25 protein-coding genes are annotated in these 25,577 nt (G+C 41.0%); 20 read left to right on the plus strand and 5 right to left on the minus strand.

Going from position 1 to position 25,577, the window contains the following annotated elements; translation table 11 throughout:
* Nucleotides 1-11: 11 nt before the first annotated feature.
* From thiC to FZZ90_RS06195, 17 genes are all read left to right on the plus strand, one after another.
* Nucleotides 12-1,394, plus strand: a complete 1,383-nt coding sequence (gene thiC / locus FZZ90_RS06115; RefSeq protein ID WP_226424833.1) for a phosphomethylpyrimidine synthase ThiC — start codon at nucleotides 12-14, stop codon at nucleotides 1,392-1,394.
* Between the two features lie 18 nt (nucleotides 1,395-1,412).
* Entirely contained in the window at nucleotides 1,413-2,924 is a 1,512-nt protein-coding gene (locus FZZ90_RS06120) for a hypothetical protein (protein ID WP_226424834.1), read from the plus strand.
* A complete protein-coding gene (locus tag FZZ90_RS06125; protein ID WP_226424835.1) occupies nucleotides 2,921-3,886 on the plus strand; it encodes an NAD-dependent epimerase/dehydratase family protein in 966 nt (321 codons plus the stop codon). Before FZZ90_RS06120 ends, FZZ90_RS06125 begins: the two co-directional genes overlap by 4 nt.
* A 24-nt stretch (nucleotides 3,887-3,910) precedes the next feature.
* Entirely contained in the window at nucleotides 3,911-4,681 is a 771-nt protein-coding gene (rfbF, locus tag FZZ90_RS06130; RefSeq protein ID WP_226424836.1) for a glucose-1-phosphate cytidylyltransferase, read from the plus strand.
* Entirely contained in the window at nucleotides 4,681-5,781 is a 1,101-nt protein-coding gene (rfbG, locus tag FZZ90_RS06135) for a CDP-glucose 4,6-dehydratase (protein ID WP_226424837.1), read from the plus strand. The genes rfbF and rfbG overlap by 1 nt, the downstream gene beginning before the upstream one ends.
* Entirely contained in the window at nucleotides 5,771-6,340 is a 570-nt protein-coding gene (locus tag FZZ90_RS06140; protein WP_226424838.1) for a dTDP-4-dehydrorhamnose 3,5-epimerase family protein, read from the plus strand. Before rfbG ends, FZZ90_RS06140 begins: the two co-directional genes overlap by 11 nt.
* Complete coding sequence (locus tag FZZ90_RS06145; protein ID WP_226424839.1) at nucleotides 6,337-7,548, plus strand: class I SAM-dependent methyltransferase; 1,212 nt, start codon at nucleotides 6,337-6,339, stop codon at nucleotides 7,546-7,548. The genes FZZ90_RS06140 and FZZ90_RS06145 overlap by 4 nt, the downstream gene beginning before the upstream one ends.
* A gap of 1 nt (nucleotide 7,549) precedes the next feature.
* Complete coding sequence (locus FZZ90_RS06150) at nucleotides 7,550-8,674, plus strand: DegT/DnrJ/EryC1/StrS aminotransferase family protein (RefSeq protein ID WP_226424840.1); 1,125 nt, start codon at nucleotides 7,550-7,552, stop codon at nucleotides 8,672-8,674.
* Between the two features lie 140 nt (nucleotides 8,675-8,814).
* Nucleotides 8,815-9,570, plus strand: a complete 756-nt coding sequence (locus FZZ90_RS06155; RefSeq protein WP_226424841.1) for a HisA/HisF-related TIM barrel protein — start codon at nucleotides 8,815-8,817, stop codon at nucleotides 9,568-9,570.
* A complete protein-coding gene (hisH, locus tag FZZ90_RS06160) occupies nucleotides 9,567-10,241 on the plus strand; it encodes an imidazole glycerol phosphate synthase subunit HisH (RefSeq protein WP_226424842.1) in 675 nt (224 codons plus the stop codon). Before FZZ90_RS06155 ends, hisH begins: the two co-directional genes overlap by 4 nt.
* Nucleotides 10,234-11,460: an N-acetyl sugar amidotransferase gene (locus FZZ90_RS06165; protein ID WP_226424843.1), complete on the plus strand. Its 1,227-nt coding sequence runs from the start codon at nucleotides 10,234-10,236 to the stop codon at nucleotides 11,458-11,460. The genes hisH and FZZ90_RS06165 overlap by 8 nt, the downstream gene beginning before the upstream one ends.
* Before the next feature lie 100 nt (nucleotides 11,461-11,560).
* Nucleotides 11,561-12,505: a diiron oxygenase gene (locus FZZ90_RS06170; RefSeq protein WP_226424844.1), complete on the plus strand. Its 945-nt coding sequence runs from the start codon at nucleotides 11,561-11,563 to the stop codon at nucleotides 12,503-12,505.
* Nucleotides 12,505-13,221 carry a bifunctional 2-polyprenyl-6-hydroxyphenol methylase/3-demethylubiquinol 3-O-methyltransferase UbiG gene (locus FZZ90_RS06175; protein WP_226424845.1) on the plus strand — a complete coding sequence of 239 codons (717 nt, stop codon included), beginning with the start codon at nucleotides 12,505-12,507 and terminating at the stop codon, nucleotides 13,219-13,221. Before FZZ90_RS06170 ends, FZZ90_RS06175 begins: the two co-directional genes overlap by 1 nt.
* Before the next feature lie 115 nt (nucleotides 13,222-13,336).
* Entirely contained in the window at nucleotides 13,337-13,990 is a 654-nt protein-coding gene (locus FZZ90_RS06180; RefSeq protein WP_226424846.1) for a formyltransferase family protein, read from the plus strand.
* Between the two features lie 5 nt (nucleotides 13,991-13,995).
* Nucleotides 13,996-14,748 (plus strand): cephalosporin hydroxylase family protein, encoded by a 753-nt coding sequence (locus FZZ90_RS06185; protein WP_226424847.1) that lies wholly within the window; start codon nucleotides 13,996-13,998, stop codon nucleotides 14,746-14,748.
* A 152-nt stretch (nucleotides 14,749-14,900) separates the two neighbouring features.
* Nucleotides 14,901-15,959, plus strand: coding sequence for a hypothetical protein (locus tag FZZ90_RS06190; protein ID WP_226424848.1), 1,059 nt, complete (start codon nucleotides 14,901-14,903; stop codon nucleotides 15,957-15,959).
* 420 nt (nucleotides 15,960-16,379) lie between these two features.
* Nucleotides 16,380-17,792, plus strand: a complete 1,413-nt coding sequence (locus tag FZZ90_RS06195; RefSeq protein ID WP_226424849.1) for a hypothetical protein — start codon at nucleotides 16,380-16,382, stop codon at nucleotides 17,790-17,792.
* Between the two features lie 54 nt (nucleotides 17,793-17,846).
* Here FZZ90_RS06195 and FZZ90_RS06200 read toward each other — a convergent pair whose 3' ends face one another.
* The 5 genes from FZZ90_RS06200 to FZZ90_RS06220 are packed head-to-tail and all read right to left on the minus strand — an operon-like array spanning nucleotide 17,847 to nucleotide 22,867.
* A complete protein-coding gene (locus FZZ90_RS06200) occupies nucleotides 17,847-18,539 on the minus strand; it encodes a bifunctional 2-polyprenyl-6-hydroxyphenol methylase/3-demethylubiquinol 3-O-methyltransferase UbiG (protein ID WP_226424850.1) in 693 nt (230 codons plus the stop codon).
* Nucleotides 18,536-19,522 carry a GNAT family N-acetyltransferase gene (locus tag FZZ90_RS06205; protein WP_226424851.1) on the minus strand — a complete coding sequence of 329 codons (987 nt, stop codon included), beginning with the start codon at nucleotides 19,520-19,522 and terminating at the stop codon, nucleotides 18,536-18,538. Before FZZ90_RS06205 ends, FZZ90_RS06200 begins: the two co-directional genes overlap by 4 nt.
* Entirely contained in the window at nucleotides 19,512-20,846 is a 1,335-nt protein-coding gene (locus tag FZZ90_RS06210) for an NAD(P)/FAD-dependent oxidoreductase (RefSeq protein WP_226424852.1), read from the minus strand. The genes FZZ90_RS06205 and FZZ90_RS06210 overlap by 11 nt, the downstream gene beginning before the upstream one ends.
* Before the next feature lie 28 nt (nucleotides 20,847-20,874).
* The gene (locus tag FZZ90_RS06215; RefSeq protein ID WP_226424853.1) at nucleotides 20,875-22,146 is read right to left on the minus strand and encodes a DUF4910 domain-containing protein; all 1,272 of its coding nucleotides are present in this window, start codon (nucleotides 22,144-22,146) and stop codon (nucleotides 20,875-20,877) included.
* Nucleotides 22,133-22,867, minus strand: coding sequence for a class I SAM-dependent methyltransferase (locus tag FZZ90_RS06220; protein WP_226424854.1), 735 nt, complete (start codon nucleotides 22,865-22,867; stop codon nucleotides 22,133-22,135). Before FZZ90_RS06220 ends, FZZ90_RS06215 begins: the two co-directional genes overlap by 14 nt.
* 79 nt (nucleotides 22,868-22,946) lie before the next feature.
* On the opposite strand from FZZ90_RS06220, the gene FZZ90_RS06225 reads away from it, so the two are divergent.
* Genes FZZ90_RS06225 through FZZ90_RS06235 form a run of 3 tightly spaced genes read left to right on the plus strand, consistent with a single transcriptional unit; the run spans nucleotide 22,947 to nucleotide 25,577 of the window.
* Nucleotides 22,947-23,828 carry an SDR family oxidoreductase gene (locus FZZ90_RS06225; protein WP_226424855.1) on the plus strand — a complete coding sequence of 294 codons (882 nt, stop codon included), beginning with the start codon at nucleotides 22,947-22,949 and terminating at the stop codon, nucleotides 23,826-23,828.
* A gap of 17 nt (nucleotides 23,829-23,845) precedes the next feature.
* Nucleotides 23,846-24,940, plus strand: coding sequence for an N-acetylneuraminate synthase family protein (locus tag FZZ90_RS06230; RefSeq protein ID WP_226424856.1), 1,095 nt, complete (start codon nucleotides 23,846-23,848; stop codon nucleotides 24,938-24,940).
* Nucleotides 24,933-25,577, plus strand: a complete 645-nt coding sequence (locus tag FZZ90_RS06235) for a glycosyltransferase family 2 protein (RefSeq protein WP_226424857.1) — start codon at nucleotides 24,933-24,935, stop codon at nucleotides 25,575-25,577. Before FZZ90_RS06230 ends, FZZ90_RS06235 begins: the two co-directional genes overlap by 8 nt.

Below are 25,577 nucleotides of genomic sequence, written 5' to 3' on the forward strand. Positions count from 1 at the left end.
TCTCTCAGATCATGCGCGCTACCTGGGTTGAATCTCGCAAGGGCCAGGCGAATGTCTCTCAGATGCATTACGCCCGTCAGGGGGTGATCACCGAGGAGATGGCCCATGTGGCCAAGCGCGAGAACCTGCCGGAATCGCTGATCATGGAAGAGGTGGCCCGGGGCCGCATGATCATTCCGGCCAACATCAACCACGCCAACCTGGAGCCGATGGCGATCGGCATCGCCAGCAAGTGCAAGGTGAACGCCAACATCGGTGCATCGCCCAATGCCTCGGATGCCGCCGAAGAGGTGAAGAAGCTGAAGCTGGCGGTGAAGTACGGCGCCGACACGGTGATGGATCTCTCCACCGGTGGCGTCAACCTCGATGAGGTGCGTACGGCGATCATCGAGGCCTCACCGGTGCCGATCGGCACCGTTCCCGTCTATCAGGCGCTCGAGAGCGTGCACGGATCGATCGAAAAGCTCGATGAGGATGACTTCCTCCACATCATTGAGAAGCACTGCCAGCAGGGGGTTGACTATCAGACCATTCATGCGGGTCTGTTGATTGAGCACCTGCCGAAAGTGAAGGGTCGGATCACCGGCATCGTCAGCCGCGGCGGTGGCATCCTTGCCCAATGGATGCTTTATCACCACCGTCAGAACCCGCTGTACACACGCTTCGACGACATTTGTGAAATCTTCAAGCGCTACGACTGCACCTTCTCACTCGGTGACTCGCTGCGCCCCGGGTGTCAGCACGATGCATCTGATGCAGCTCAGCTCGCTGAACTTCACACCTTGGGTGAACTTACCCGCCGTGCTTGGAAGCACGACGTGCAAGTGATGGTGGAAGGTCCGGGCCATGTGCCCCTCGATCAGATCGAGTTCAACGTGAAGAAGCAGATGGAGGAGTGCAGCGAGGCACCCTTCTATGTTCTAGGCCCTCTTGTGACAGATATCGCTCCTGGTTATGACCACATCACTTCAGCTATTGGGGCTGCAATGGCTGGTTGGCATGGCACGGCAATGCTCTGTTATGTCACCCCTAAGGAGCATCTGGGTCTGCCGAACGCAGAGGACGTACGTGAAGGTTTGATTGCCTACAAGATTGCTGCCCATGCGGCAGATATCGCTCGTCACCGTCCAGGTGCTCGCGATCGTGATGATGAGCTCAGCCGAGCTCGTTACAACTTTGATTGGAACAAGCAGTTTGAACTTTCACTAGACCCTGAACGAGCTAAGGAGTATCACGACGAAACTCTCCCAGCGGACATTTATAAGCAGGCTGAGTTCTGTTCTATGTGTGGACCCAAGCACTGTCCTATGCAAACAAAAATCACAGAGGAAGAATTAGCTGGACTCGAAAAAGTAATTGCTGGAAATCCGGCTTTAAATACAGTTACCAAGTGAGTTTTATGGATGGGTTTCATGTCTGATTTTCTTGATTGGCATCCATCTTCTAAAAACGCCCAGAAACTGTATGAGATCCGAGCTGAGCTGCAGGATCTTGTTTATAAAAAGCCTGCAGAGGGTGTAAATCATTTAATCAATGCATGGAAATTTGGCAAAGTAAGTGAAATTTGGGATGACTATATTTTCGATCACTGCGTGAGGCCTGTTTTTGATAAAAATGAGAATATAAGCATTAACGATGCGGTTCGTCGATATAGCATTTTAGATCATTTGCTTTTTATTCCTTACGTCAGGAGAGAAGAAAATCCTGTTCGATTTAGAAGAGCATTTTGGAATATAAATTCCTACGGATTAAGAATAGCCCAACGTTTTGAACAGCTGAATCAAAAGCCAATCAATGGCGCGGTGAATAAAATTCGCAATGTTGACCGTAAAAAAATTGCATTTGTACTTAAAGGTCCTTACAAGCTTGCTCATGTTGAATTTCTGCACAGCTTTTTGAATGGATGTTCTATTTTTTCAGAGCATGTGGAAGTATTTCTTGTATTATTAGATGATTTAAAAAGTGCTCCAAAAGATTTAAAACATGTATCAATCTCTAGTTTTTCGCAGTATCAAGATCCTTTCCTGAAAGTTACTGCTTATCAACAATACTGCCTTGCAAATCAATTTGATCACATATGTTGGGTTGCTCCTATTCAAAATTTTTCTCTGTACATGGGAATGCAACTCGCACCATGCCAAAGCTACTGGTCAATGAAATATCATAGTGTCGTTTTGCCTACAATTCAAAAATATGCAGGTTTAGGTTTTGGTGGAGATAGTTTTAAGTTTGATGATAAGGATTGGTTCCGTGGAAGGGCTTTTCCTGATCTGAAGATGTCTTGCCGTGATCAAGTTATCGTTGACAGACTGCGTTCCTCTTGCCAAATACCTAAAGGATCATTTGTTGTTGGTTGTTTTGTACGATCGGAAAAGCTACATGATGATGGTTTCTGGAATTCTGTATTTGAAATACTAAAATCTTCTTCAAAGGTTCATTTTGTAATTGCCAGTCAATCTATTCCAGATAAGTATTCATTGGTTTTAAAAAATCTGCCGTTGGAATTAAAAAGTCGATTTCACTCCTTGGGTTGGGTTAACACTAAGGATTGGGCCCATGCTCTTGATGTTTATTTTGATAGTTCACCGAGGGGATCTTGTAACACTATCTTTGAAGCGATTGAAGCCGATGTTCCAATTTTCTTGGCAGATTCAACTCACAATAGAGAATCATCTGCGCTTCCATACTTGGCTTCTGCCGCGAGTTCACTCGGATTGCCAAATATTCCAGGTGTATTCAGTGATGAAAAAACTCGGCTTAACGCTTGTTTAGATCTTCTTCTGGATCCAGAAAAATGTGTGCTGTTAGCATCAAAGCAAAAAAAATTGCTTATTTCATTAAAAGGTCGACATTATTTGTTTGCAAAGGACTATCTCAATTACTTTTTGGATGCAAACTTTATGCTTTCTTCTGCTCAAAAATGAAGCCTCCCCATAGAGTTGCTGTTGTTGGTGCTGGAGGCTTCATTGGTAAATCATTTGTACACTACTTGTCCAATAAGAAAGTTCCTGCTTTAGCAATTTCGAGAAGTTTTCAATGGAATCCAGATAGCTATTTTCGAGGTGGTTTGCATGTTTTGGTCTCTGACCTTAATTCTCTGCCTGATCAAGTTACTCACATTCAGGATTGCTCTTTGATTGTCTATATGGCTGGTTCTACTAACTTGAGTGCAGCAGAATCTAATCCTGTAGACGATTTTCAGTCACATTCGGATTCATTGCTAGCATTCTTGTCTAGGATTAGTGGACATCAAAGGTTGATATTTTTTAGCTCTGGTGGGACTGTTTATGGTGAGCCAATGAATGGATCATCTTGCGAGAGTGATCCTCTGAATCCTAGTTCTGTTTATGGAAAAAGAAATAAAATCCTAGAAGAAATTGTTTTTTCTTTTTGTTCGCAAAATAATATTGATCATATGATCCTTAGGTTGGCAAATCCTTATGGACTTGATCAACTATTTGTGAAGAGGAGGGGTCTTGTGTTATCCCTGATGCAGAGCTGTTTAGACCATAGGTATATCAAAATTAGGGGCTTTGGCTTGCAAAGAAGAGATTATTTTTCTGTTGATGATTTAAATTTTTTTCTCTCTCATTTTGTTGATCCAATGAATTCTTTTCCTGCTGAAGTTCTTAATATAGGTTCTGGTAAAAGTTTTACGGCCAAAGAGGTTGTTTCCTGTGTGACAAGTTTGCTGGGAAGTGAGCCTAACGTTATTTATTCTGCTGATAGTGATTCCTCCGATGTCGTTAATTCCTCGCTAGATGTAACGCTTTTGCGTAAATATTTGGCCTCGATTTGTCCTCGAAGGGAAATCTTTCAGGATCTCTCACGGGAATTGAAAAATTTCAATTTAGAAGAGTTTTACAATTGCTCAAAAATGATTTAGCATTATGTCTGCTGCTTTTCCTGAATGAAAGCTGTCATTTTGGCCGGGGGCTTGGGGACAAGGCTCAGCGAAGAAACCCATCTTAAGCCTAAGCCCATGGTTGAAGTTGGTGGCAAGCCCATTTTATGGCACATTCTAAAAATATATAGCCATTATGGCGTAAACGAATTCATCATATGTTGTGGATACAAAGGTTATTTAATTAAAGAATATTTTGCCAATTACTTCCTTCACACTAGTGATGTCACATTTCATATGGATAATGATAACTATATGGAGGTCCATCATCGAAAAAGTGAGCCTTGGAAAGTCACCTTGGTTGACACAGGTGAGTTGAGTCAGACAGGTGGTCGATTGGCTCATGTCCGTGACTATCTCGGCAGCGGTAGTTTTTGTTTTACCTATGGTGATGGGGTTGCTGATGTGAATATCGAATCCTTGATTTCTCACCATAGAGATGAAGGTCGAGAGGTCACGCTTACGGCTGTTCAGCCACCAGGTAGATATGGTGCTTTGCAATTGGATGGAAATACAGTTAACCAGTTCCAGGAGAAGCCTGAGGGTGATAATGCTTGGATTAATGGAGGCTTCTTTGTGATGGAGCCCAGCGTGCTTGATCGGATTCGTGGAGATCTCACGAGCTGGGAAGCGGATGTTTTGCCTCAGGTGGCTGCAGATGGTCAACTCAGCGCTTATCGGCATCAGGGTTTTTGGCAGCCAATGGACACGCTTCGTGATCGCAACCGACTCGAAGAGTTATGGGAGAAAGGTCAGGCTCCCTGGAAATTGTGGTGATGCTCAATTCTTCGTTTTGGGATGGACGGCGCGTCTTGCTCACTGGTCATACAGGATTCAAGGGCAGTTGGTTATCGCTTTGGTTGCTGAAGCTTGGCGCTCAGGTATGGGGCTATGCTCTGCCTCCTGAGAACAAAAGCTCACTTTTTAATCAGCTCGACTTAGAAGAAAAATTCAGTTGCTTGCAACACAGCCTGGGTGATCTGAGTGATCTCCAGGCATTGCAATCTGTGGTAGCCCAAGCACAGCCTGAGGTCGTGGTTCACTTGGCGGCTCAGCCCTTGGTGCGTAAAAGCTACCTAGATCCTTTGGGCACTTGGGCCACGAACGTGCAGGGTAGTCTGCACCTTCTGGAAGCTCTTAAAGGCTTGAATCATGCCTGTGCGGTTGTCATGGTCACGACTGACAAGGTGTATGCGAATTGTGAATGGGATTTTGGCTATCGGGAGGAGGATCGTCTCGGTGGACATGACCCTTACAGCGCCAGCAAGGCTGCTGTTGAATTGGCGATCTCCAGTTGGCGATCCAGCTTCTGTGGATCTGGGGGCCACCAGACCCCCTATCTAAAGATTGCTACGGCGCGGGCTGGCAACGTGATCGGCGGAGGTGACTGGGCAGACGAGCGGATTGTGCCTGATGCCATTCGTTCCCTGATGGCTGGCAAGCCGATTCCTGTACGCAATCATCTGGCGACTCGGCCTTGGCAGCATGTCCTCGAGCCGCTGGGTGGTTACCTCTTGCTGGCAGAGCGTCTCGCTGCTGCTGGAGGTGCTGGAAGTCGTTGTGAGACGGCTTTCAACTTTGGCCCTCAGCTCGAGGCCAACCGCACGGTGGGTGAACTCGTAGAAGAAGCACTACAGCACTGGCCGGGCAGTTGGGAAGACCTTTCCGATCCGACAGCTCCCCATGAAGCCGGGCGGCTTCATCTTCAAATCGATAAGGCTCATCATCAGCTCAATTGGAGTCCCAACTGGGATTTCACCACCACTGTGGCTCGTACGGTGTTCTGGTATCGCGCGGTCCATGAGGGAGATAGTCCTTTGAACTGTTGCCTGGCTGATTTGGATGCCTATCAGCAGGAGTCAACTCATGCCAGCTGAACTTCGTCAAACTCCAATCGAGGGCGTGTTTGAACTGCTGAGCCACCCCTTCGTGGACTCACGAGGTGCTTTCCTCAATGCATTTCGAGCCCACGAAGAGGAATTCATCAGCTCCTGGGCTGATCGAGGCATTGCCCAGGTGAACCTCAGTCGCAGCGAGGTTGTGGGCACAATTCGTGGACTTCATTTCCAGGCGCCACCCCACAGCGAAGCCAAAATGGTGCGCTGCCTGAAAGGCCGAGTGTGGGATGTGGCAGTGGACTTGCGGGAAAAATCCGAAACGTATGGCCATTGGCAAGCCGTTGAGCTGACCCCAGAGCGGGGTAATGCCCTGTTGATTCCCGAAGGTTGTGCCCATGGCTTCCAGGTGTTGGAGCCAGGTAGCGAGTTGCTCTATCTCCACTCAGGAGCTTGGGTGCGAGAGGCCGAAACAGGCGTGCGCTGGGATGATCTCCGATTAGCAGTTGCCTGGCCCCTTCCTCCGACGGAGCTGAGCGAGCGCGACCGCAACCTCCCATTGTTGTCTGACTGGCTTCTCACCAATAAATCCAGCCCATGACCCACACCTGCCGCCACTGCCGATCGCCTCTTGAACACACGGTGATTGATCTGGGCCATCAGCCGCCCAGTAACGCCTATCTCACCGCCGAGCAGCTGCTGGAGCCGGAGGTCACCTATCCGTTGCAGGTGTATGTGTGCACCAACTGCTGGTTGGTGCAACTACCAGCCCATGCCACAGCAGAGGAGCTGTTTACGGAGGATTACGCCTACTTCTCCAGCACGTCCAGCAGTTGGTGCGCTCACGCTGAGCGGTTCGTGGATGCGGCGGTAGAGAGGCTTGGCCTGGGGGTAGACAGTCACGTGGTGGAGCTGGCGTCCAACGATGGCTATCTGCTCCAATACGTGCAGAAACGTGGGATTCCCTGCCTTGGTATTGAGCCAACCCGTGCGACTGCAGAGGCGGCGCGTGCCAAAGGGATCGAAACGATCGAGCGCTTCTTTGGGGTGGCGCTAGCTGAAGAGCTTGAGCCTGCTGATCTGGTGGTTGCCAATAATGTGTTGGCCCATGTGCCGGATATCAATGATTTTGTCTCAGGTATCGCTCGGTTGCTTAAGCCCCAGGGCCGCGCCTCGATCGAGTTCCCCAACCTTCTGCGGCTTCTAGAGGGAAACCAGTTCGACACGATTTATCACGAGCACTACAGCTACCTGAGTTTGCGTGTGGTGCAACGGATTGCAGCATCTGCAGGACTGGAGGTAGTGGATGTGGAACAGCTGCCCACTCATGGCGGCAGTCTGCGGGTTTGGCTGGCCCGTCAGGGTGCAGCCAAACCAACCGCATCGGTTTCAGCAGTGCTTGCAGATGAAGAAACCGCAGGTCTGGAATCTTTGAAAGCTTATGACAATTTCCAGCATCGGGCCGAGGAGGCGAAGTACGGGCTTTTGGAGTTTTTACTCCAAGCAAAACGTAAAGGCCAGCGGGTGCTCGGCTACGGCGCTGCCGCTAAAGGCAATACCTTGCTCAACTACGCTGGTATTCGCGCCGACCTTTTGCCCGCTGTGGCTGATCGCGCGTCTAGCAAGCAAGGAAGCTACCTTCCCGGTAGCCACATTCCGGTGATCACTCCGGAGGAGCTTGAGGGGATGAATCCTGATGCATTATTGGTGTTGCCTTGGAATCTCATCAATGAGGTGAACGAACAGTGGCCAAGGCATTCTTTGGTGACAGCGATTCCGAGCCTTAAGAAGTGGGGTGAAAACAGCTGATATGAGCGACATATCGATTCGCAAAATCCCTTACACCAAGCCGTCAATTACGGCGCTTGAGGTTCAGTATGCGACCGACGCAGCAGCCAATGGTTGGGGTGAACACTGTTACGACTACATCGTCCGTTTTGAGGAGGCCTTTAAAGCCCACCTTGGCGTGAAGTACGCCATCGCCACGAGCAGTTGTACGGGCGCCTTACACATGGGCATGCACGCACTGGGGCTCGGGCCAGGCGATGAGGTGATCATGGCCGACACCAATTGGATCGCCACCGCCGCACCGATCGTGCACCTGGGCGCTACGCCGGTGTTTGTGGACATCCTGCCGGATAGCTGGTGCCTGGACCCCGAACAAGTGGAAGCCGCTATCACGCCGAAGACTAAGGCAATTGTGGCTGTGCACCTCTACGGGAACCTCTGTGACATGGATGCGCTTTTGGCGATCGGTGAGCGTCACGGCATACCCGTGATCGAAGATGCCGCCGAAGCTGTTGGTTCGGTTTACCACGGTAAGCGGGCCGGGAGTTTGGGGTGCTTTGGCGCCTTCTCGTTCCATGGGACAAAGACGATCACCACTGGGGAGGGGGGGATGTTCGTCACTAACGACCCTAATCTTTACGAACAGGTTCTTACGCTGTCGAACCATGGGCGAGCGAAAGGACAGATCAAGCAGTTCTGGCCAGATATGGTTGGTTTCAAATACAAGATGAGTAATATTCAGGCTGCTATAGGTTGCGCACAGCTAGAGAGAGTTGATGAACTGGTTTCTCTAAAACGCAATATTTTTTCCGTCTACGAAGAACGGCTTTTTGATTTGCCTTTGAACCTTAATAACCAGCCTAAAGGGTGTTTCAATGGCTATTGGATGCCTACTATGGTTTTACACGAAGAATATTCATTTTGTCGCGATCTTTTATTAGATCGCCTGAAATCAAAAGGAGTTGATGCCAGGGTATTTTTCTGGCCGCTGAGTTCAATTAATATTAAAGGTCGGAAAGCCTCTGATGAGCCGTTTCTTTCTGAGTCTATATACACTAGAGCGTTGAATCTTCCCTCTTCGTATTGCATGTCTACTGAAGACATTGAACTTGTCTGCAATTCAGTACGCGAAGCTTTGTTCAGCTAAATTTTTATGCCTTCCCAACATCCTCTGTAATATCATTATGTTGTCCCATCTCGCGAGAACTTTCATTGAATGTCTCAAGTTATATGATATTATATTGAACTCTTATTTCTTCCGGATTGGTCAACCAATTCAGCTTTTAAATGATTAGACTTATCGCTAGAGTAGATGTCCGCAACGGGTATCATATTAAAACAATTAAATGCGAAGGTGTCGAAAAGATACGCTCAATTAAATCTTCGCTTCAGTTATTCTCTTCTGGAATATTTGAGTACGATGAAATAGTTTTAGTTGATAATGTAGCATCTTTGTACGGATTTGATAACTGGTTGTTGAGAGAGGGTAAACATTACTATTGCTCTGTTCCTCTTAGTGTAGGTGGTGCTATTATCAATCAAACTCAAGCAAAAGCAACATTAGAAGTTGGTGCAGATAAAATTATTATAAATACAGGAGCGATTGAAAATCCTAGTATTTTAAAATCGATTAGTAACAGCTGTGGTCGTCAAGCTGTTATCCTCCAAGTCGATGCCAAATATTACGAAGGTCGTTATATGTGTGCAACTCATGGGTCTAGAGAAATCTCAGATGTTTCTGTAAAAGAATGGTTATCTAATGCTTACGATCTTGGTGTTGGTGAAATTCATCTTACATCTATTGATAGTGAAGGTACTTCTTCAAGATTTCCCGACGACCTTGCAGAAATAGCATTTTCTTCGTGTGCGCTGCCTATTATTATTTCTGGAGGTATACGCAATTCTTCTGATATTTTCCACTTTTCCAAAAACTATGGAGCCAACTCCTTTAGTTTGTCATCCATTCCAAATATTCATAATATTGACACAAATACATTACGTAATCAATTAGAGTCTCTTGGCCTCTGCGTGCGTCGGACATGAAAGTATTCGTTTTAGCTCTTTCTACATCTAATTACAAATCTGTCATTGCCGCTTTAAGAACTCAGGATGTAGATGCTGTTCCATTGAGCGTATCTGAATTTAAAGATCTCCGTGATGAGTCACTTATAATAATTCCTGGTGTTGGTAATATATCACATCTATGCGAAGAAATATCGTGCCAGATTAGTATAGCCGACCTTTCTAAACTTATTGCATTGTCTAGACATTATGTTATTGGTATATGTTTAGGTTTTCAATTTATGTGTAAATCATCAAGCGAAAATATCTCTAGTGAATGTCTAGATTTGTTCCCTTTTAATGTAAGCAGAATAAATAAATTTCAGGAATTACCCTCTGTTGGTTGGAAAAAAATCGAAAAATGCTTGCCTTTGGGCAATAACTTGCGGTTAAAATCTCCGCAATGGGGGAACATATTGCAGTCAAGCTATTTCTACTTCACGCATTCATATGCAGTATTAGACATATATTCCACAAATGATTGCGAAGTTTTCAAATATATGATTGGCCAGCAATCTGTTACTGCCTCAATTCTATTAGGTCGATATATAGGATTTCAGTTTCATCCTGAGAAAAGTGGTCATAGCGGATTGCTTCTTTTGAAAGCTGTTGTAGACTCAATTGAAGCAGATTTTTTGCGAAGTAATGACTGATGGTTTTGGTGCTTTGGCGCCTACAGGCCTACCACTCAATGTTGAGTATTGCACGAGGTGCGTTATATCCAATCAGAAGCCCATATCTTCTAACGAGTCGCAGCACAAAATAAATGACAAAAAAAAGACAACTAACTTTGAGGGTGGAGTTTGTGATGCATGCTTATGGGCTGAAGAAAAAGAAACAAGTATAGATTGGAACCTGAGAGAATCAGAGTTAATTGAACTTTGCAATAAATATCGAAAATCAAATGGTGATTATGATGTTGTAGTGCCTGCAAGTGGAGGCAAAGATTCTAGATATGTGGCACATCTTTTGAAAGAAAAATATAATATGAATCCCCTTACAGTCACTTGGAAGCCACATAAATTTACACCAATTGGCCTTGAAAACTATTTTAGCCTAATAGATTCTGGCCAAGCAAATATTTTGTATTCACCTCGTGGAGATGTCCAAAAAAAATTAACTTCTTTGGCGTTTAAGAATTTAGGTCATCCTTTTCAACCATTTATCGCCGGTCAGAGAGTTGTCGGCCCTGCTACAGCGTTAAAGTATGATATTAAACTTGTATTTTATGGAGAAAATGTTGCTGAGTACGGCAACAATAAAGATGATAATTACTCTCCCTTGATGGACCCAGGTCTGTACACATGTTTCGATTTTAGTCCTGATACATTGAATGATTATTATCTGGCTGGTGTGTCCTTAAAGGACTTAATTGAATCTTATGGGATCACACTTAATGATCTCAATCCTTATAAGTCACCTTCGATAGATGAAGTAAAAAATGCAGGAATTGAAGTTCATTATATGTCCTACTACCGTAAATGGGTTCCCCAGGAAAATTATTATTATGCAGTCAAGAATACCGGGTTTGTACCTAACGAAAAAAGAAAAGATGGTTCATTTTCAAAATATGCAGGCATTGATGATGTTTTAGAAGATCTTCATTTTTATATGCAATTGATAAAGTTTGGCATGGGCAGATGTACTTGGGATGCTGCCCAAGAGGTGCGCACTGGCAAGCTTGAACGTGAAGAAGCTGTAGCTCTTGTAAATAAATACGGCTCTGAAGAGCCCTATAACTTAATGGACGAAATCCTTGAGTATTTAAATCTTACAATCGATGAATTCAGGGAAATAGTTGACAGATTTAGGACCCCACATCTTTGGCGTAAAGATGGCGATAAGTTTTACTTGACGTATCCTGTAAAATGATTGATTTTTCTTCTGAGTATTATTAGATGTTAGTCTAACACAACACCAAGCCACACATGATCGCAATGTACGCTAACTTGGATCCTTCGAGTATGTCTTTATGAACAGGGCATTGCTTTCAGCGAGCGATAGGTGGGATTCTACTTCGTCAGTTCGTTCCAACCCAAATACATATGATTTGAATTTAGCCGCGAACTCGGCCTCATCTAAAACTTGGCATTTATCAGGATATTCTGGCATTTTATCCCTGCCACTGTTCGCAGACTTGAGCGAAGATGATATTAATTATGTTATGGGTCTTCAGCTTTTAGAGTTTGTAACTAAACAAGCTAGATTTGAGATTGAGTGTGTCAATAAAGTGGCTCAAGATCTTGCTTTTGGCAATTACACATATGTTATCAGTGATGAATTTAAGCTAGATGCACTCAAGATTTACACTGATGAAGGATATCATTCATATTTCACGAAAAAACTTGCCAACCAAATTATAGCTCACTTCAAACTGCCTGAACATGAGATATCTAGTGTTGTAAACATTCACTTTAGCAAAATTTCTCAAATTGGGTCCCAATTTGACAAAAAATATTCTTATCTGTCCGACCTTGCCATTGTCTTTGTTGCGGAAAATCAAATAGTTGCCGATATTTCCTCTGAAATGAAATCCGTTGTTCATGAGCCAATCGTGTCAATGTTTAAAGATCATCTAGTTGATGAAGTCTTTCATGCTAAATATTTTGCTGAATTATTGCCCATCTTGTGGGGGCAAATGACAGATTATGAGCAAACAGTACTCGGGATAAACATTTGTGAAAGTATGATTGTCTTAGGGAAGCCTCGTACTGATATATATTATGTATCTTTAGCAAAACTTGGTTTTGCTGAGGAGGTAATTCGCGACGCGATTGATTTAAAATATAATAATGACGAATGGAATCGTGTACGCCTTAAAGACAGAATGAAGCCCACCATTGATCTTCTCTCTTCTGTAGGTGTTTTTCAACACGACTTGGTTAAAAGCACTTTTCAACAAAAAGGATTGTTATGATGGATTACCTCCAAGCCAACGCTGAGTACTGGAGTCAGGCCGTTTATGACACGCCGAATCCCGAGACATATGCCTTTCGTCTATATGGCAGGGTTATTAAACATCAGTTTGGTCTTGATGGTTCATCACACCCGAATTTACTAGATTTTGGTTGCGGTGCAGGAGGAAACTGCAAGTTCTTCGCTGATAGAGGTTTCAATGTTCATGGAGTTGACCAAAGTAAAGTTGATATTTCCCGAATAAAAGAGCGCATTCCCAATCTCTCCTCTAATTTTAAATGTATTAGTCCAATATGCAACGCAGATGATATTTGGTTTCCAGGTATCAAATTTAAGATTATTGTCTCCTTCCAGACTCTTTATTACTTGAGTGACACTGATTTGAAAAAAAGACTTATCTCTCTAAATAATATGCTAGAGCCAGGTGGTTATTTTATAGCAACTATGATGCATATTTCATCGTGGTACTTTGATATGAGCACCCCTTCATCCGATGGCCTGCATTTTGTAAAATTTCATAGAGACCAGGATAAAAATAGACCTGGTCTGTCTATCAATGATCACTTTATTAATTTCACTGATTCAGAAGCTGACTTGATTGACAAATTTAGTATCTTCACCCCTTTGCACACTAAAGGTTATTATGATGGTATATACAGAGATGATCAAGGTTCAGAAAAGCATTTGATTTTTGTTGGACAAAAAAAGAAATCTTGAGGTAATTAAGCCGTATCTTTTTATGAATAAAAGCGTTATTGTTTTCGCTCATAGTTCCGTTGGATTAAATTGCCTAGAATGGCTAATATCGAATTATAAGTCCGATATTTCGTTAGTGGTAACAACTGGTGTTGATCCTATTTACAAGTTGGCAATTAGCCATAATTTGCCAGCCATTGTCTTTGAATCAGAACAATCTTTACTGGCCTATATATGCAATGCCTCTTTGGTATTTGATTTCGGCTTGCTTTTATGGTGGCCATCTATTATTCATGAGCCTTTGTTAAACCTCACTAGTCGTGGTTTTATAAATACTCACCCGAGTTTATTGCCCTTTAATAGAGGAAAGCATCCTAATTTTTGGTCGATAGTATCTGAGACTCCTTTTGGCGTGACTCTGCATAAAATAGATTCAGGAATAGATACCGGCATGATTTTGGTTCAAAGAGAAATTCCTATCTCTTGGACTGATACAGGAGAAACTCTATACAATAAATCGCTTCTTGCAATGTTTGATTTGTTTGTTGAGTTTTATCCAAATTTAAGGTCGAGCACTTATAAGCCAAGATATCAACCAAAAATTATAGGTTCCTACCACCATTCTTCCGAATTGATCAAGGCATCGTCTCTTTGTTTAGATCAACTTACAACAGTTAGAGATCTATTGAATCGTTTACGGGCTAGGACCTTCGCTGGACATCCAGGCTGTACTTTTATCGATGATGGTATAAAATATGAAGTCACCATTCGCATTGAGAGAGAGGATTAATCACTATGTATGACTTCAAATCTGACTGCAGAAAGAATATCAAACAGCAAGCGGGCGATCCCTCTTTTATCAGTGCTTCTAAAAATTGGTTAAATTTAGCCAATAGGCATATGTATTCTTATAACTTTGAATGCTTAGGGCGACCTTTAATCCAATACCCACAGGACATAGTTCAATACCAAGAAACTGTTTTTAACTCTAATCCAACTTTGATAATCGAGACCGGCATTGCCCATGGTGGTTCTCTTGTTCTCTCCGCCTCTATGCTCTGCCTGCTCGATGTGATGGAAGGACTCAATCCACGTGAATCTTCTAGAAAGGTTGTTGGAGTTGATATTGATATACGCCCTCACAATCGCAAAGCCCTCGATGAGCATCCCCTGCGCTTCAAGATGGAGCTTATTCAGGGATCCTCGATCGATTCTGCCATCATCCAGCAAGTTCGTAGCCACGCTGATGGTGTTGAACGGGTGCTGCTGTCCTTAGATTCCAACCATACCCACGAGCATGTTCTAGCTGAGCTGAATGCCTATGCCGATCTCGTTTCCGTGGGCAGCTACTGCATTGTATTTGACACTGTTATTGAAGACTTGCCGGCTTCATCATTCCCTGATCGCCCATGGGATGTAGGTAACAATCCCAAAACCGCTCTACATGAATGGCTTAAAAGTCATCCCGAGTTTGAGATTGATAAGGATATTGATAACAAGCTTTCGATTAGCGTAGCGCCGGATGGCTATTTAAAAAGGATTACTTAGAATCATAGACATCAATCAGCATTTATTAATGCCATTTGCTCAGTACCATTATGGAAATATGATATGATGTAAACATCAGAATATTTTCAATGGATATTATCTGCGTTTCGGCTAGACCTCACGATCAAGTCTTGCCTTCTATAAATAATTTTTTGTCCATTGCTGATAAAGTTATTATTGCAAGGCATCCATCGTCAAAATTATTGCCTATTAGTAATCCTAAGTTAGTCCAATTTTGCGGAGCACATACCTACTTAGAAAGGCTTGAACTTGCGCTTTCTCAATCAGAATCGGAATATGTACTCTTAGCGGCTGATGATGACTTTTATGTTCCATCATCCGTCGAAAGTATAATTGATAAATTAAGTTTTTATCCTAATTTTTCTTCCGTTTCTGCCATTACTCTCCATCTTGAAAAAGTAACTGAAGAATCTATTTCCCTTAATCCATATTTAATTTCTTCGGAAATTATAACCAAAAAGAATCTTGTTCCGGCAAGATCTGTTGACGAGTATCTATACAAGTATTTTAGCCCTTTATCAGTAGATTATTATACGATTTATAATGCCAAAAAATTAAAGATTGTTCTAAATATGTTCACTAAGGAACTCACTCAGTCTACACTCGAATCTCTTGGGTATTCTATGAAGCTTTTTCAGCATCTATTTTCTTTAAGTCTTCTTTTAGTAGGTGATATTGTTCCATTTTCGCTTCCCTTATATGTTCGTGGAAAAGAAACCGCACTTAGAAAGCAATCAAGTTATTCAGACTCTATTGTGGACCCCAATCAGCTTAAAGCACTTGCTCAAGAAGCTTCTAATTTTTTGTCTGATACTGTTGCATACGAGGAGTTTGTAGAAGTTCTCTACTCATTGAGTAAAGAGCATTTTGAGTATAGGCATCTAGACAAAAGATTACTTCACAAAATTGTTCAGAAAGTCATTCAGATGTCTACTTTGCAAGCCCGCATTGACGCACTTTCATTCTTTATACCAAGATACAGCATAACCATAACAAGAGATTCTCACGAGATAAATCTAAAAAAACATAAAGACCGTCTTGCAATCTCTGTTCCATATGATCGTCTAGATAATGTTATCTTCCCTAACTATATTAGCGAAATGTTTGAACCTTTTCTCCTGTCAAATACATATTCTACCTCCCTAAAGTCCTTCTCTTCCTCTGTTTGGAGTTCAATTCAAAAGGCTTAAATCATAGCTCAATTTCAGACCTTTTGAGTCTTAATATCTAACATAGTGCATCAATATAAGCATTTATATTCCCATTTTGAATTTAGGCTGTCTTTCGCAACTGCAGTTAGTTCATGAATTTCAGTAGTTTATATATCACAACGCTCCTTAAAAACCTTGGTCCATATCGATGCCAGACTAATACATTTGCTTGAATTAATTAATCTTTTATTTGGCTATAAATCCTCTAGAGAATGTATGAATTACTATTTCTGAGATTAAGTATATCCTATGCCTTCTTCGATACGTATGCATACTATTTTTTGAGACTGTTTCCCTTCGGGTTTCTTTAGGCCAATCTGAATCATATCAATTAAATTCTCGCAATATTATGCTAGGATTGGCGAAAAGATTTTTCTCGACTGTCTTTTTATATTTATTATGGGTCTAGCAGTTTTACCGTTGCATGTCTGGGATCGTGAAATTGATTCTAGAATATTTCTTGCTGCAATTTTGCTTTCAGAAGGTCACCAAGTAGTTTTTGGTCATGAATATAATATTTCACCACTTTACCAACGTTTCCCTCAGCTATTTCATGTCGGTGCCGGTAGACCTATTTATAATGAACCAAGAACTAATTTATGGTATGAGCCAATTACCGAAAATGGTGGATTTAATGGTTTGATCTTTGAGGAGGGTATCAATGACATTATGCTGAATTCCAGCATTTCATTTCCTGGAATTAATTCGCGATCAGTAAATTCTACTTCTAAGATTTTTGCATGGTGCCAAAGAGAAGTTGACCAAATGTGTGACGCGGCACCTGATGACCTCCATCCTTTGTTACGCGCCAAGTCCTCATCATGTTCTAATAGCAGGATCGATTTACTTGGTCCTATTGGATCAGATTATTTTGAGCAGTACACAAACTCAATCCAACAGATTTTTGGGGACTTTATTCTCATTTCCGATAACTTTGGGCTTGAAATATTTGGTGTTGGCGCTCCTCTAGACACTCGACCAGAGTTTAAATGGGTTTCGGAAACTAATAAAAAAGAGGAATTAATTGAGTTTAACCAAAATTATCATCAAAAAAGTCTTCGTTCACGTGATCAATTTTCCAAAATAATAAATACACTGGTTATAAGTTTCCCAAGCATTAATTTTATATTTCGACCTCATCCTGTTGCCGATCCATTTTACTGGCACAAAAATTTGGTCAAGTCTCGAAATATCAATATCATCTGCAGAGATAGCCCGGTCCCTTGGATAAAAGCATCTAAAGCTGTTATTCACGCTGGCTGTACTCTTGGTTTAGAGTCGGAACTCACTAACATACCGGCCATTGATATTTCTCGAGTTTATGGAGATATTCGTAAACAATCTGTGAGTAATATTGTTAGCAGATATAAACCGGACTCAATGGATCAACTCCTAAAATGCGTGCAGAAATCATGGCTTTCTCAAGGCTTCTCTAATAAACCGTGCCACACTGAAAATCTTCATCTTGACAATGTTCTTCAAAATAATATGCAACATATAAATGATGATGTGTTTGAGCTTTTCAATTCTTTTAAGCTAGGGTTCCCCAAATTATCTAATCTCTCTTATACCCTTAGTGTTATCAGAGATTTTTACTCAAGTATAGATCTTAAATTTTCTCAGTCTTATTCCGCCCAGCTTATTGCTTCTTTTGTTGGAGATAAACCGCCACTTGCAGGTAAATCGCGCCATTACTCTGTCACTGAGATTACGAGGCGGCTTATATCTGCTAATAAAGCTCTACAACTAAATACAAAAACTAAGGTTCAAAAGATTTCTAAAAATAACGTGTTTTTATTTACTCCAAATTAGCCAGCTTACTCTTCGAATCTACACGATTTGCACTAGTGTCTTCTTACCAATTCCTCAAGGCTTCCTGAATACCCCTACATATTCAGAAATTCCTTCTTTGCTTACAATACATTTCTGGCTATTGTTAATAATCGATAAGGGCTCTAGTCTGTGAAAAAATGATTTATAAGTATCTAAGTCAATCAGAGTAATCTGATTTATATTGCTAAAACAACTGCTTTTGTATTCACTTTCAAAGCTCCATGTGTCTTTTTCGATTTCTTTTGCATATTTAAGTTCTGAAAATCCAGGATGTTCTTTGTTGAACATAAATGAAATAAATTTCCCACCAGGGTTAAGCATAGTAATTGCCTTGTCTATGACAATTTGAATATCCTTACAGGTTAGATTCGATAAAGACTGACGATCAAGTATTAGATCATATTTATTTGGATAGTTGTCTATGTTGAGTAAATTATCTTCAATCAATTGTGCTGTCAAGTTTGCTTCGTCTAGCATGTTTTTCGCTATCTTTAAGGCAGTAGGTGAGCTATCAACTCCCCAGACATCAAATCCTTCCATGGCTAGAAATTTGACATGGTTTCCAACTCCACAACCGAGGTCTAACGCTTTATACCTATAAGTTGGGTCCTCTTTAGGGAAATTTTTAAGTACATTTGAAACAACTAAATCGTATGGATATTTATTAATCTGATAGCCCTTTTGATATAGCTCCTCATACCTTTTGGTGTAGCTGACTTGTTTCATTTATTATTTAATGCTAATGAAAAGTATCTTTCAATTGTACCACCAAAGCTTGTTTTAAACCAGCCACGTTTAGGGCTGTTGATTCCTTCTAAATCGACTACCTCAACGTTTCGCCGAGTTAGTTCTTCAAAAGCTTCCCAAAGTACTGCCGTTCCTGTATGAGAGCCTCTTTGCTCTGGATCACTTGCCCCATACAAATAACATGCTTGATCATGTTGAACTAAGAATATAGCTATGCTTCCTAAATTACCGTCCTCGCTGTATGAATTAAAGATTAGGAGCAGTCCAGCTCTATTCAGTGATTCCAGAAATTCTTTCAGCTCAATTAATTTTTCTTCTCCGACTGAGATGTTTTGCCTCTCAAAGGTTTTTCTATATAAATCCACAAATGAACTAATCTCAGTTGTCATTTCTGTTGTTACTCCTTTTCTTTGAGAATATCTGATTTCTTGTTTCCTGGCCGATGAGCAGTTTCTGAATAATTTGTTTTCTTTTAAGTCTCGAAATGATTCTGGCTCGTCATCCAAGTGAATGTAAGATGTAAATCGCATTTCAACTTCGAACTTTCTGCAATTAGTATTATAGTTGTGCCATAAAAATGATCTTATGTCTTTAATTGATGGGTGTGTAGAAAATATCACCTCATCAAACCTAAAATCTAGGTACTTGGCAAGCTCTTCTTGTACGCTTAAATTCATAGATAAGATCTGTGATTTATTTTGATTATTACATGAAAAGTGTGTGATACCGTTATATATAAAAAAATCATGGCTTATTATCCTATTTTTATCCCTATTCATTGGCGCCACGAATGAGGCTAACTTTTCATTTCCCTTGCATATATAAAATGAATAAATTGGCACATCTAGAGAATTGATCAATGTTGATGATAGAAATATGTTTTTACTTGTTGACCTTGTTGAGTGAATCTTATCCCAATCCTCACCTACTATGCACTCTTCAATTGTGTACTTATTTGGCATTCGCTATCTCTCCCATAAACCAATTTTCATTATTTTGAATCCCGTAGCTTTTGTTTTTGCCAGCATCTAGTGCTTTATTAGTTAGTAATTTAGGTCTAAACCCTTTTGCGCGCAAATTTATATATTTTACTAGTTTTGTTTTAGCGCTCCTAGATATGATTGCATACTCCTTCATCTGATCAATGCAAGTTGATTCTAATACTTCAATGCTAGGCATCCTCTCTTTTCTAAGGACGATTTCAACTACAAATCCATTATGATTACCGCCAATGTTTCTACACAAAGTAATTCTAGAAAAGACATCTCTTGATGTATAGGATGTTACGAAATGATTTCTTATTAATGGCTGTTGATCACTTTCAAAGAATAGTAAAGTTGTATGTGTCTGATTCGCTGCGGTTCTTTTTATTAGCCCTATGGTATCTATATAAGTATCCCCCTCTCGTAACTTTATTTCATGATACCTCCTTTCGCTACTTGCATTTAGACTATTAAGGACTAGTTTTTCTGGGTTAGCTTCAACTACTTGTGTATTCATGACTAGATTTATGCTTAATTCTTTCAGATTTTCTGCAATTGCGTGCCACCATTCTTTGTATTGTAATTGATATGGGACAAAATTTTGTTTTAATAGCCCTGTGGAGGTCGACCTATGATATGCAATTTTACGATCAAAATATGCAATTTTCTTTAGCAAAATAGTCTGCCTTGGTGTTAGACACTTGACTCTATCTGTACATGCAAGTGGATCAATCGAATCTATTTCTTGTTCTTCAAGGTCTAATCCGTAATATTTATTGCTTAGATTGTTAAACTGTTCGGCAACCATTGCCCCAAAACGAACTTTGATCATTTCTAATAGATTATCAGGATGTTTCTCGCTTCTTTTGAGGAATATATTCTTCAACAAATTCTTTAAGAGATGCATATAAAAACTTAACTTGAAGCTTGTGCTCGAGCTATTAATATTTAGAAATCCTGTGTCTGTGTCAATACATCCAAAACTTGTACTCGCTGCACTTAATACATCAAAGTACTTCCATTTATAATGTTCTGAAAATAGAACCTCGTCGAGTTCTGTGTTTCCCGACTTCCTCAAGAAATGAGCACCAATTGGATATTGGTTTCCATTGATTTGTATACCATTTAGCAACCCTCCGAGTTGCTCAGAACTTTCAATTATTGTGGCGTCAAAATCATGTTTCTTATTTATTGCTATCGATATTCCTGCTAGACCCCCTCCTAAAATGTATAGCTTAGGTTTTTCTTGCATCACTTTATGTATCTGATATAAAATTTCTTCTATTCTAACATGTGCTTCCAAAATTTCCCAATACCTTGGCGCAGTTCCATTAATGCACTACCCTAAGTATCCCCTTTTCTTTCAGAGCATCTACTATCTCTTTGGTTGAAAAGTAGTCTAATTTGCACAATTTTGATATGCTTATCATATCATTGCTCCCATCGCAGTAACTTATAACGTTAAGCATGTTCTGTACTTTTTTATAATTGTCTCTGTTGGATATGGACGGATAAAGCCCTCTCCTCCCTAATTGTGGCTCACACTTAATTTTACACTCTGGGATTTCGTTTGACTCAATTACTTGTATTGTTCTTCTTATGGCTTCTATACCGCCTTCCAAGCCTATATTTGTGACCAGATTAAAATCATCTAATGACGAATGATATTCCGGGAACTCACAATATTTAGTTCGCATAATTGAACATACTGGTAGATTAACACCTGGAGCACAGTATTGTCTTTCATCACTTCCTCGATCATTCCATGTAAACTGCTTGAAAGATTTATCAATTGAGAATAAAGCTATTTTCGCGGCTTCATCAGCCAGTGTTTTTCCGTATTTTGATGGCACATACGAATAATTTCGTGTATCTCCAATACATGTCAATACAAAACCTGCTATCAATTTAGCCCTTAGATAATCTAGATTTTTTGATATATATGCAATTGATCCAATTGTCTCGGGAAGAAATAATATCCTGTATGTATATTTTCTATTGGCTAATTGCTGTAGCCATTTCGATACAAATGCCGATACTACCGGACCCGATATTTCATTATTTGCCATCGATGGATGGCATATATATGTTGATAATAGTACTTCTTTGCTGGACTTTCCAGGTATCAATATTTCTCCGTAATTCATCTCCCCTGCTTCATCAAAGTCGCTGTCAATGTTTACCTCGTAATATTCATCTTTCATCTCTTGTTTTTGATTTTCGCTCATGCAGAATCCCCAGTTCTTATCGTAGTACGAAGTGATGTATGGAATCGCGTTTGGTTGTTTAGGTATCGTATAAATTTTCTTCATCAAATCTTCTCGCTTCATTACTCCTTGTACTCTGTCTGAATAGCTGATTACATGTAAGTTGTTATCGTGCAAGTCAATAACTTTATTTCCTTGTAAATCTTTTATCCATCCGCTTTTGATAGACCACTCCGGCGGGATTTCCCAGTCGAAACATTTTTCCCCACTCTTATAGGATTTTATTTCCAAAATATCTATAAATTCTTTGATTACTTTTAGGCTCTCTCTTACTCCCTCACCCGTTATGCTTCTATGGATTGGATAAAGCTCTTTTGCTAAATCAATCGGTTTCATTTGGTCCATTATCAAGATTTTCAATCATATCAGAGTGTAATGTTTGTAACTCAATGCTTTTTTCTATATTACCTTTGTTCTTGTAGAGTAAAGTCATAGAAACTCTTTCATTTTCACGAGGGTTGAATCTATCTGAAGAAAACCCATAAGATGCATGACGCACTATTGAGTAGTGCCCAGAATTGCTCATATATTTGTAATAATTATCTTTAAAGCTCTTGATACCCTTCTTATGTTCATACTCGTTGGAGTATCTCGTGATAGGATCAAAATCTTCGATATACATATATCCCCCAATTCTTAGGACTCGATCTGCTTCCTTGATGGCTTGGCATACATCCAATCTGTCAATCAAATATAGGCAAAACCCAAAGCCTACTAAGTCAAAACTTGAATCATCAAAAGGTAGTTTATTTGCTACTCCCTTGACTAATTCAACATCTGTCGTTTTCATCTGCTTACGCTTTTTCCAGCTTTCTATTGCATGTGAAGAAGGTTCAATCCCGATTCCCTTGCTCTTACTTGATTCGGCTAAATACGCTAATGGATAGCCACTTCCCGCTCCTATCTCTAATATTTTTCTTATATCTCTGCAGTTCTCTTGAATCCATCTTCCGAGCATTTGCCTTGAAGCACTGATTGTTGGTTTTTCATCCGCTTTGTGATTTCTTAAGAACCATGCATCACCCTCGCCTTTTAGAAATACATCTGCTTGATTCACTACTCAATGCATCTGTTTCCCTTTAATATTAGTACATCTGGTACGATCAAACAATCCAGTAAGTAGCTAGATTTGCTCTATGCAGTCTGTATGCGTCATTGGTTCCTCTGGCATGGCAGGCCAGGCCTTTTGTAATTATCTCGCGGCTAATAATTTTAAAGTTTTTACCGTCTCCCGTGTCTCCCCTGATCTTAGCATTGACATACTAGCCTTAGATGCACTTACTAAATTAGAGCTATTTTTAGTCGATATTCAACCTTCTATTGTCATTAATTGCCTGGCTATAACCTCCCTTCAATATTGTGAGAATCATCCTCTTGATGCATTTAAGGTCAACTCCTTGCTCCCACGTTTTTTGGCTGATCTGTGTTTTCGTATCAAAGCCAAGCTTATCCATATTTCCTCTGATCATTTCTTCGATGACTCCTGCATCCTGCATTCAGAAACAGCTTCTCTTTCCCCATTAAATCACTACTCCGTTACTAAGCTTTGTGCTGAGAGATTTGTTTTACTTAACCCATCAGTACTCGTTATACGAACTAATATTGTTGGCTTTCGAGGTATTGCGCACCGTCCGACATTTGTCGAGTGGCTTATTGACTCTCTTTTAAATCGCTTCTCTTTAAATCTTTTTACCGATTTCTATACTTCTTCCATTGATGTTGAATCTTTTGTTCGTATATGCATGAATCCTTGTTTGATCTCTGCCTCTGGGATTTACAATATTGGTGCCTCATCACAGCTTTCCAAACTTGAGTTTTCCAGTCTTTTGGCCCGCGAATTTAATATAAAACTTGATTGGCATAATGAATCATCTGTTTTAGATCTTAGTCCCAGGCGTTCGCGTTTTCTTGGGCTTGACTGTTCAAAGGTTGAATCTCTTCTCAGCATGCCTATGCCCTCTCCTTCTCAAGTAATTGCTAATCTAGTAGTCCAATACAAGGCCCGTCTTTACTTATGACTAGTCGCCTACCTGATATGACCATTTCCTCATCTTCTGCTTTTCAGATTGGCAACTCATGGATCGGCAATAGCTGCCCTACTTATTTTATTGCCGATATTGCCGCTAATCACGATGGTAGTCTTTCTAGAGCCCAAGATCTAATTAAATTAGCTGCAGATTCAGGTGCCAACGCTGCTAAGTTCCAGAACTTCAAGGCATCTACTATTGTTTCTGATCATGGTTTTCGAAGTTTAGGCGATATAGCTAGTCATCAATCTTCCTGGGGTGAATCTGTTTACTCCGTTTACGATAAAGCATCAATATCACTAGAGTGGACTCATCATCTTCATGATACATGCAAGGAATGTGGTATTGAGTACTTTACATCTCCTTATGATTTGGATATTTTGGATTATCTTGAACCCTTCGTCTCGGCTTGGAAAATAGGTTCAGGTGATATTTCTTGGCATGAACTGATTTCTAATTTAACTCACCGAAGCAAGCCTGTCCTTTTAGCAACTGGTGCATCTTCCTTGTCGGATGTTATTTCTGCTATGAAAATTCTTGAGCCGAGGACTAGCGAACTCGTTCTTATGCAATGTAATACTAATTATACTGGTTCTTTGGAAAACTTTCAATTTATTAATTTGAATGTACTCAAGTGTTATTCCAAACTCTTTCCTGAAACCATTCTGGGCCTCTCAGATCACACACCTGGTCACGCAACAGTTTTAGGTTCTGTTGCTCTTGGTGCACGTGTGATTGAAAAGCATTTCACTGACGATCCTTCTCGCTCTGGTCCTGATCATAAATTTTCCATGTCACCTTCTGCCTGGACCGAGATGGTTACCTCCACTCGACAGCTCGAAAATGCCCTAGGCGACGGTGTGAAGCGTGTTGAAGAAAACGAGACGAATACATATGTTGTTCAACGCCGTGCCATTCGTGCCGCAGCTGACCTCCCTGCTGGAACTGTCCTATCATCCGAACATCTCGTTGCTCTCCGTCCTTGTCCTCCTGACGGTCTCCCTCCCTTCTCCATCAGTGATCTTATAGGCCGAAGCTTACACACTTCAATTCCTAAAGGTGAGTTAGTTACCTTTTCTTCGGTTAACTCTTCTGATGTCTAAAGTAGCCGTAATACCAGCATATAACGAGAGCGCTTCTCTTAAGTCAGTTATCGAGTCTATCTCTCAATACTTTGATCACATCATTGTGATTGATGACTGTAGTAGTGATGACACCTTTTCAATTGCATCAGATAAAGGCTGTATTGTTCACTCCAATTCCCGTAACCTTGGCTATGATCGCTCTATTTTAATTGGTCTAAAACTTGCAATTAAGCTTTCCCCTTCAATAATTATGACACTTGATGCTGATGGCCAGCACCCTGCAACTTCTATTCCATTGATTATTCAACACGCATTTTCCCGAAATTGTGATGTGTTGCTATGTAGTCGTAATAAGTTCCCACGCTTTTCGGAAACACTATCTTCCTATCTTTCTCGTTTAATCTATAATTGCCCTGATCTTTTTACCGGGATGAAATGTTATTGTCGGAGGTCTTTGGAGCTGATACCTTCACCTTGCTTGTGGGATTCTGTTGGTACATATTATGCCTTTCTATCTCTTAATCGTAGTTTGACTGTTGAGTCTTTTTCTATTACCTGTTCCAAGCGTGTAGGCTCCTCCAGGTTTGGTTCATCAATGCGATCTGAATTTAAGATCTTGAAAGCATTCTGTTTTGGTCTGTTTCGAGCCCTTTAA

It is taken from the genome of Synechococcus sp. MU1617, assembly GCF_020514235.1.
Lineage (GTDB): Bacteria > Cyanobacteriota > Cyanobacteriia > PCC-6307 > Cyanobiaceae > Parasynechococcus.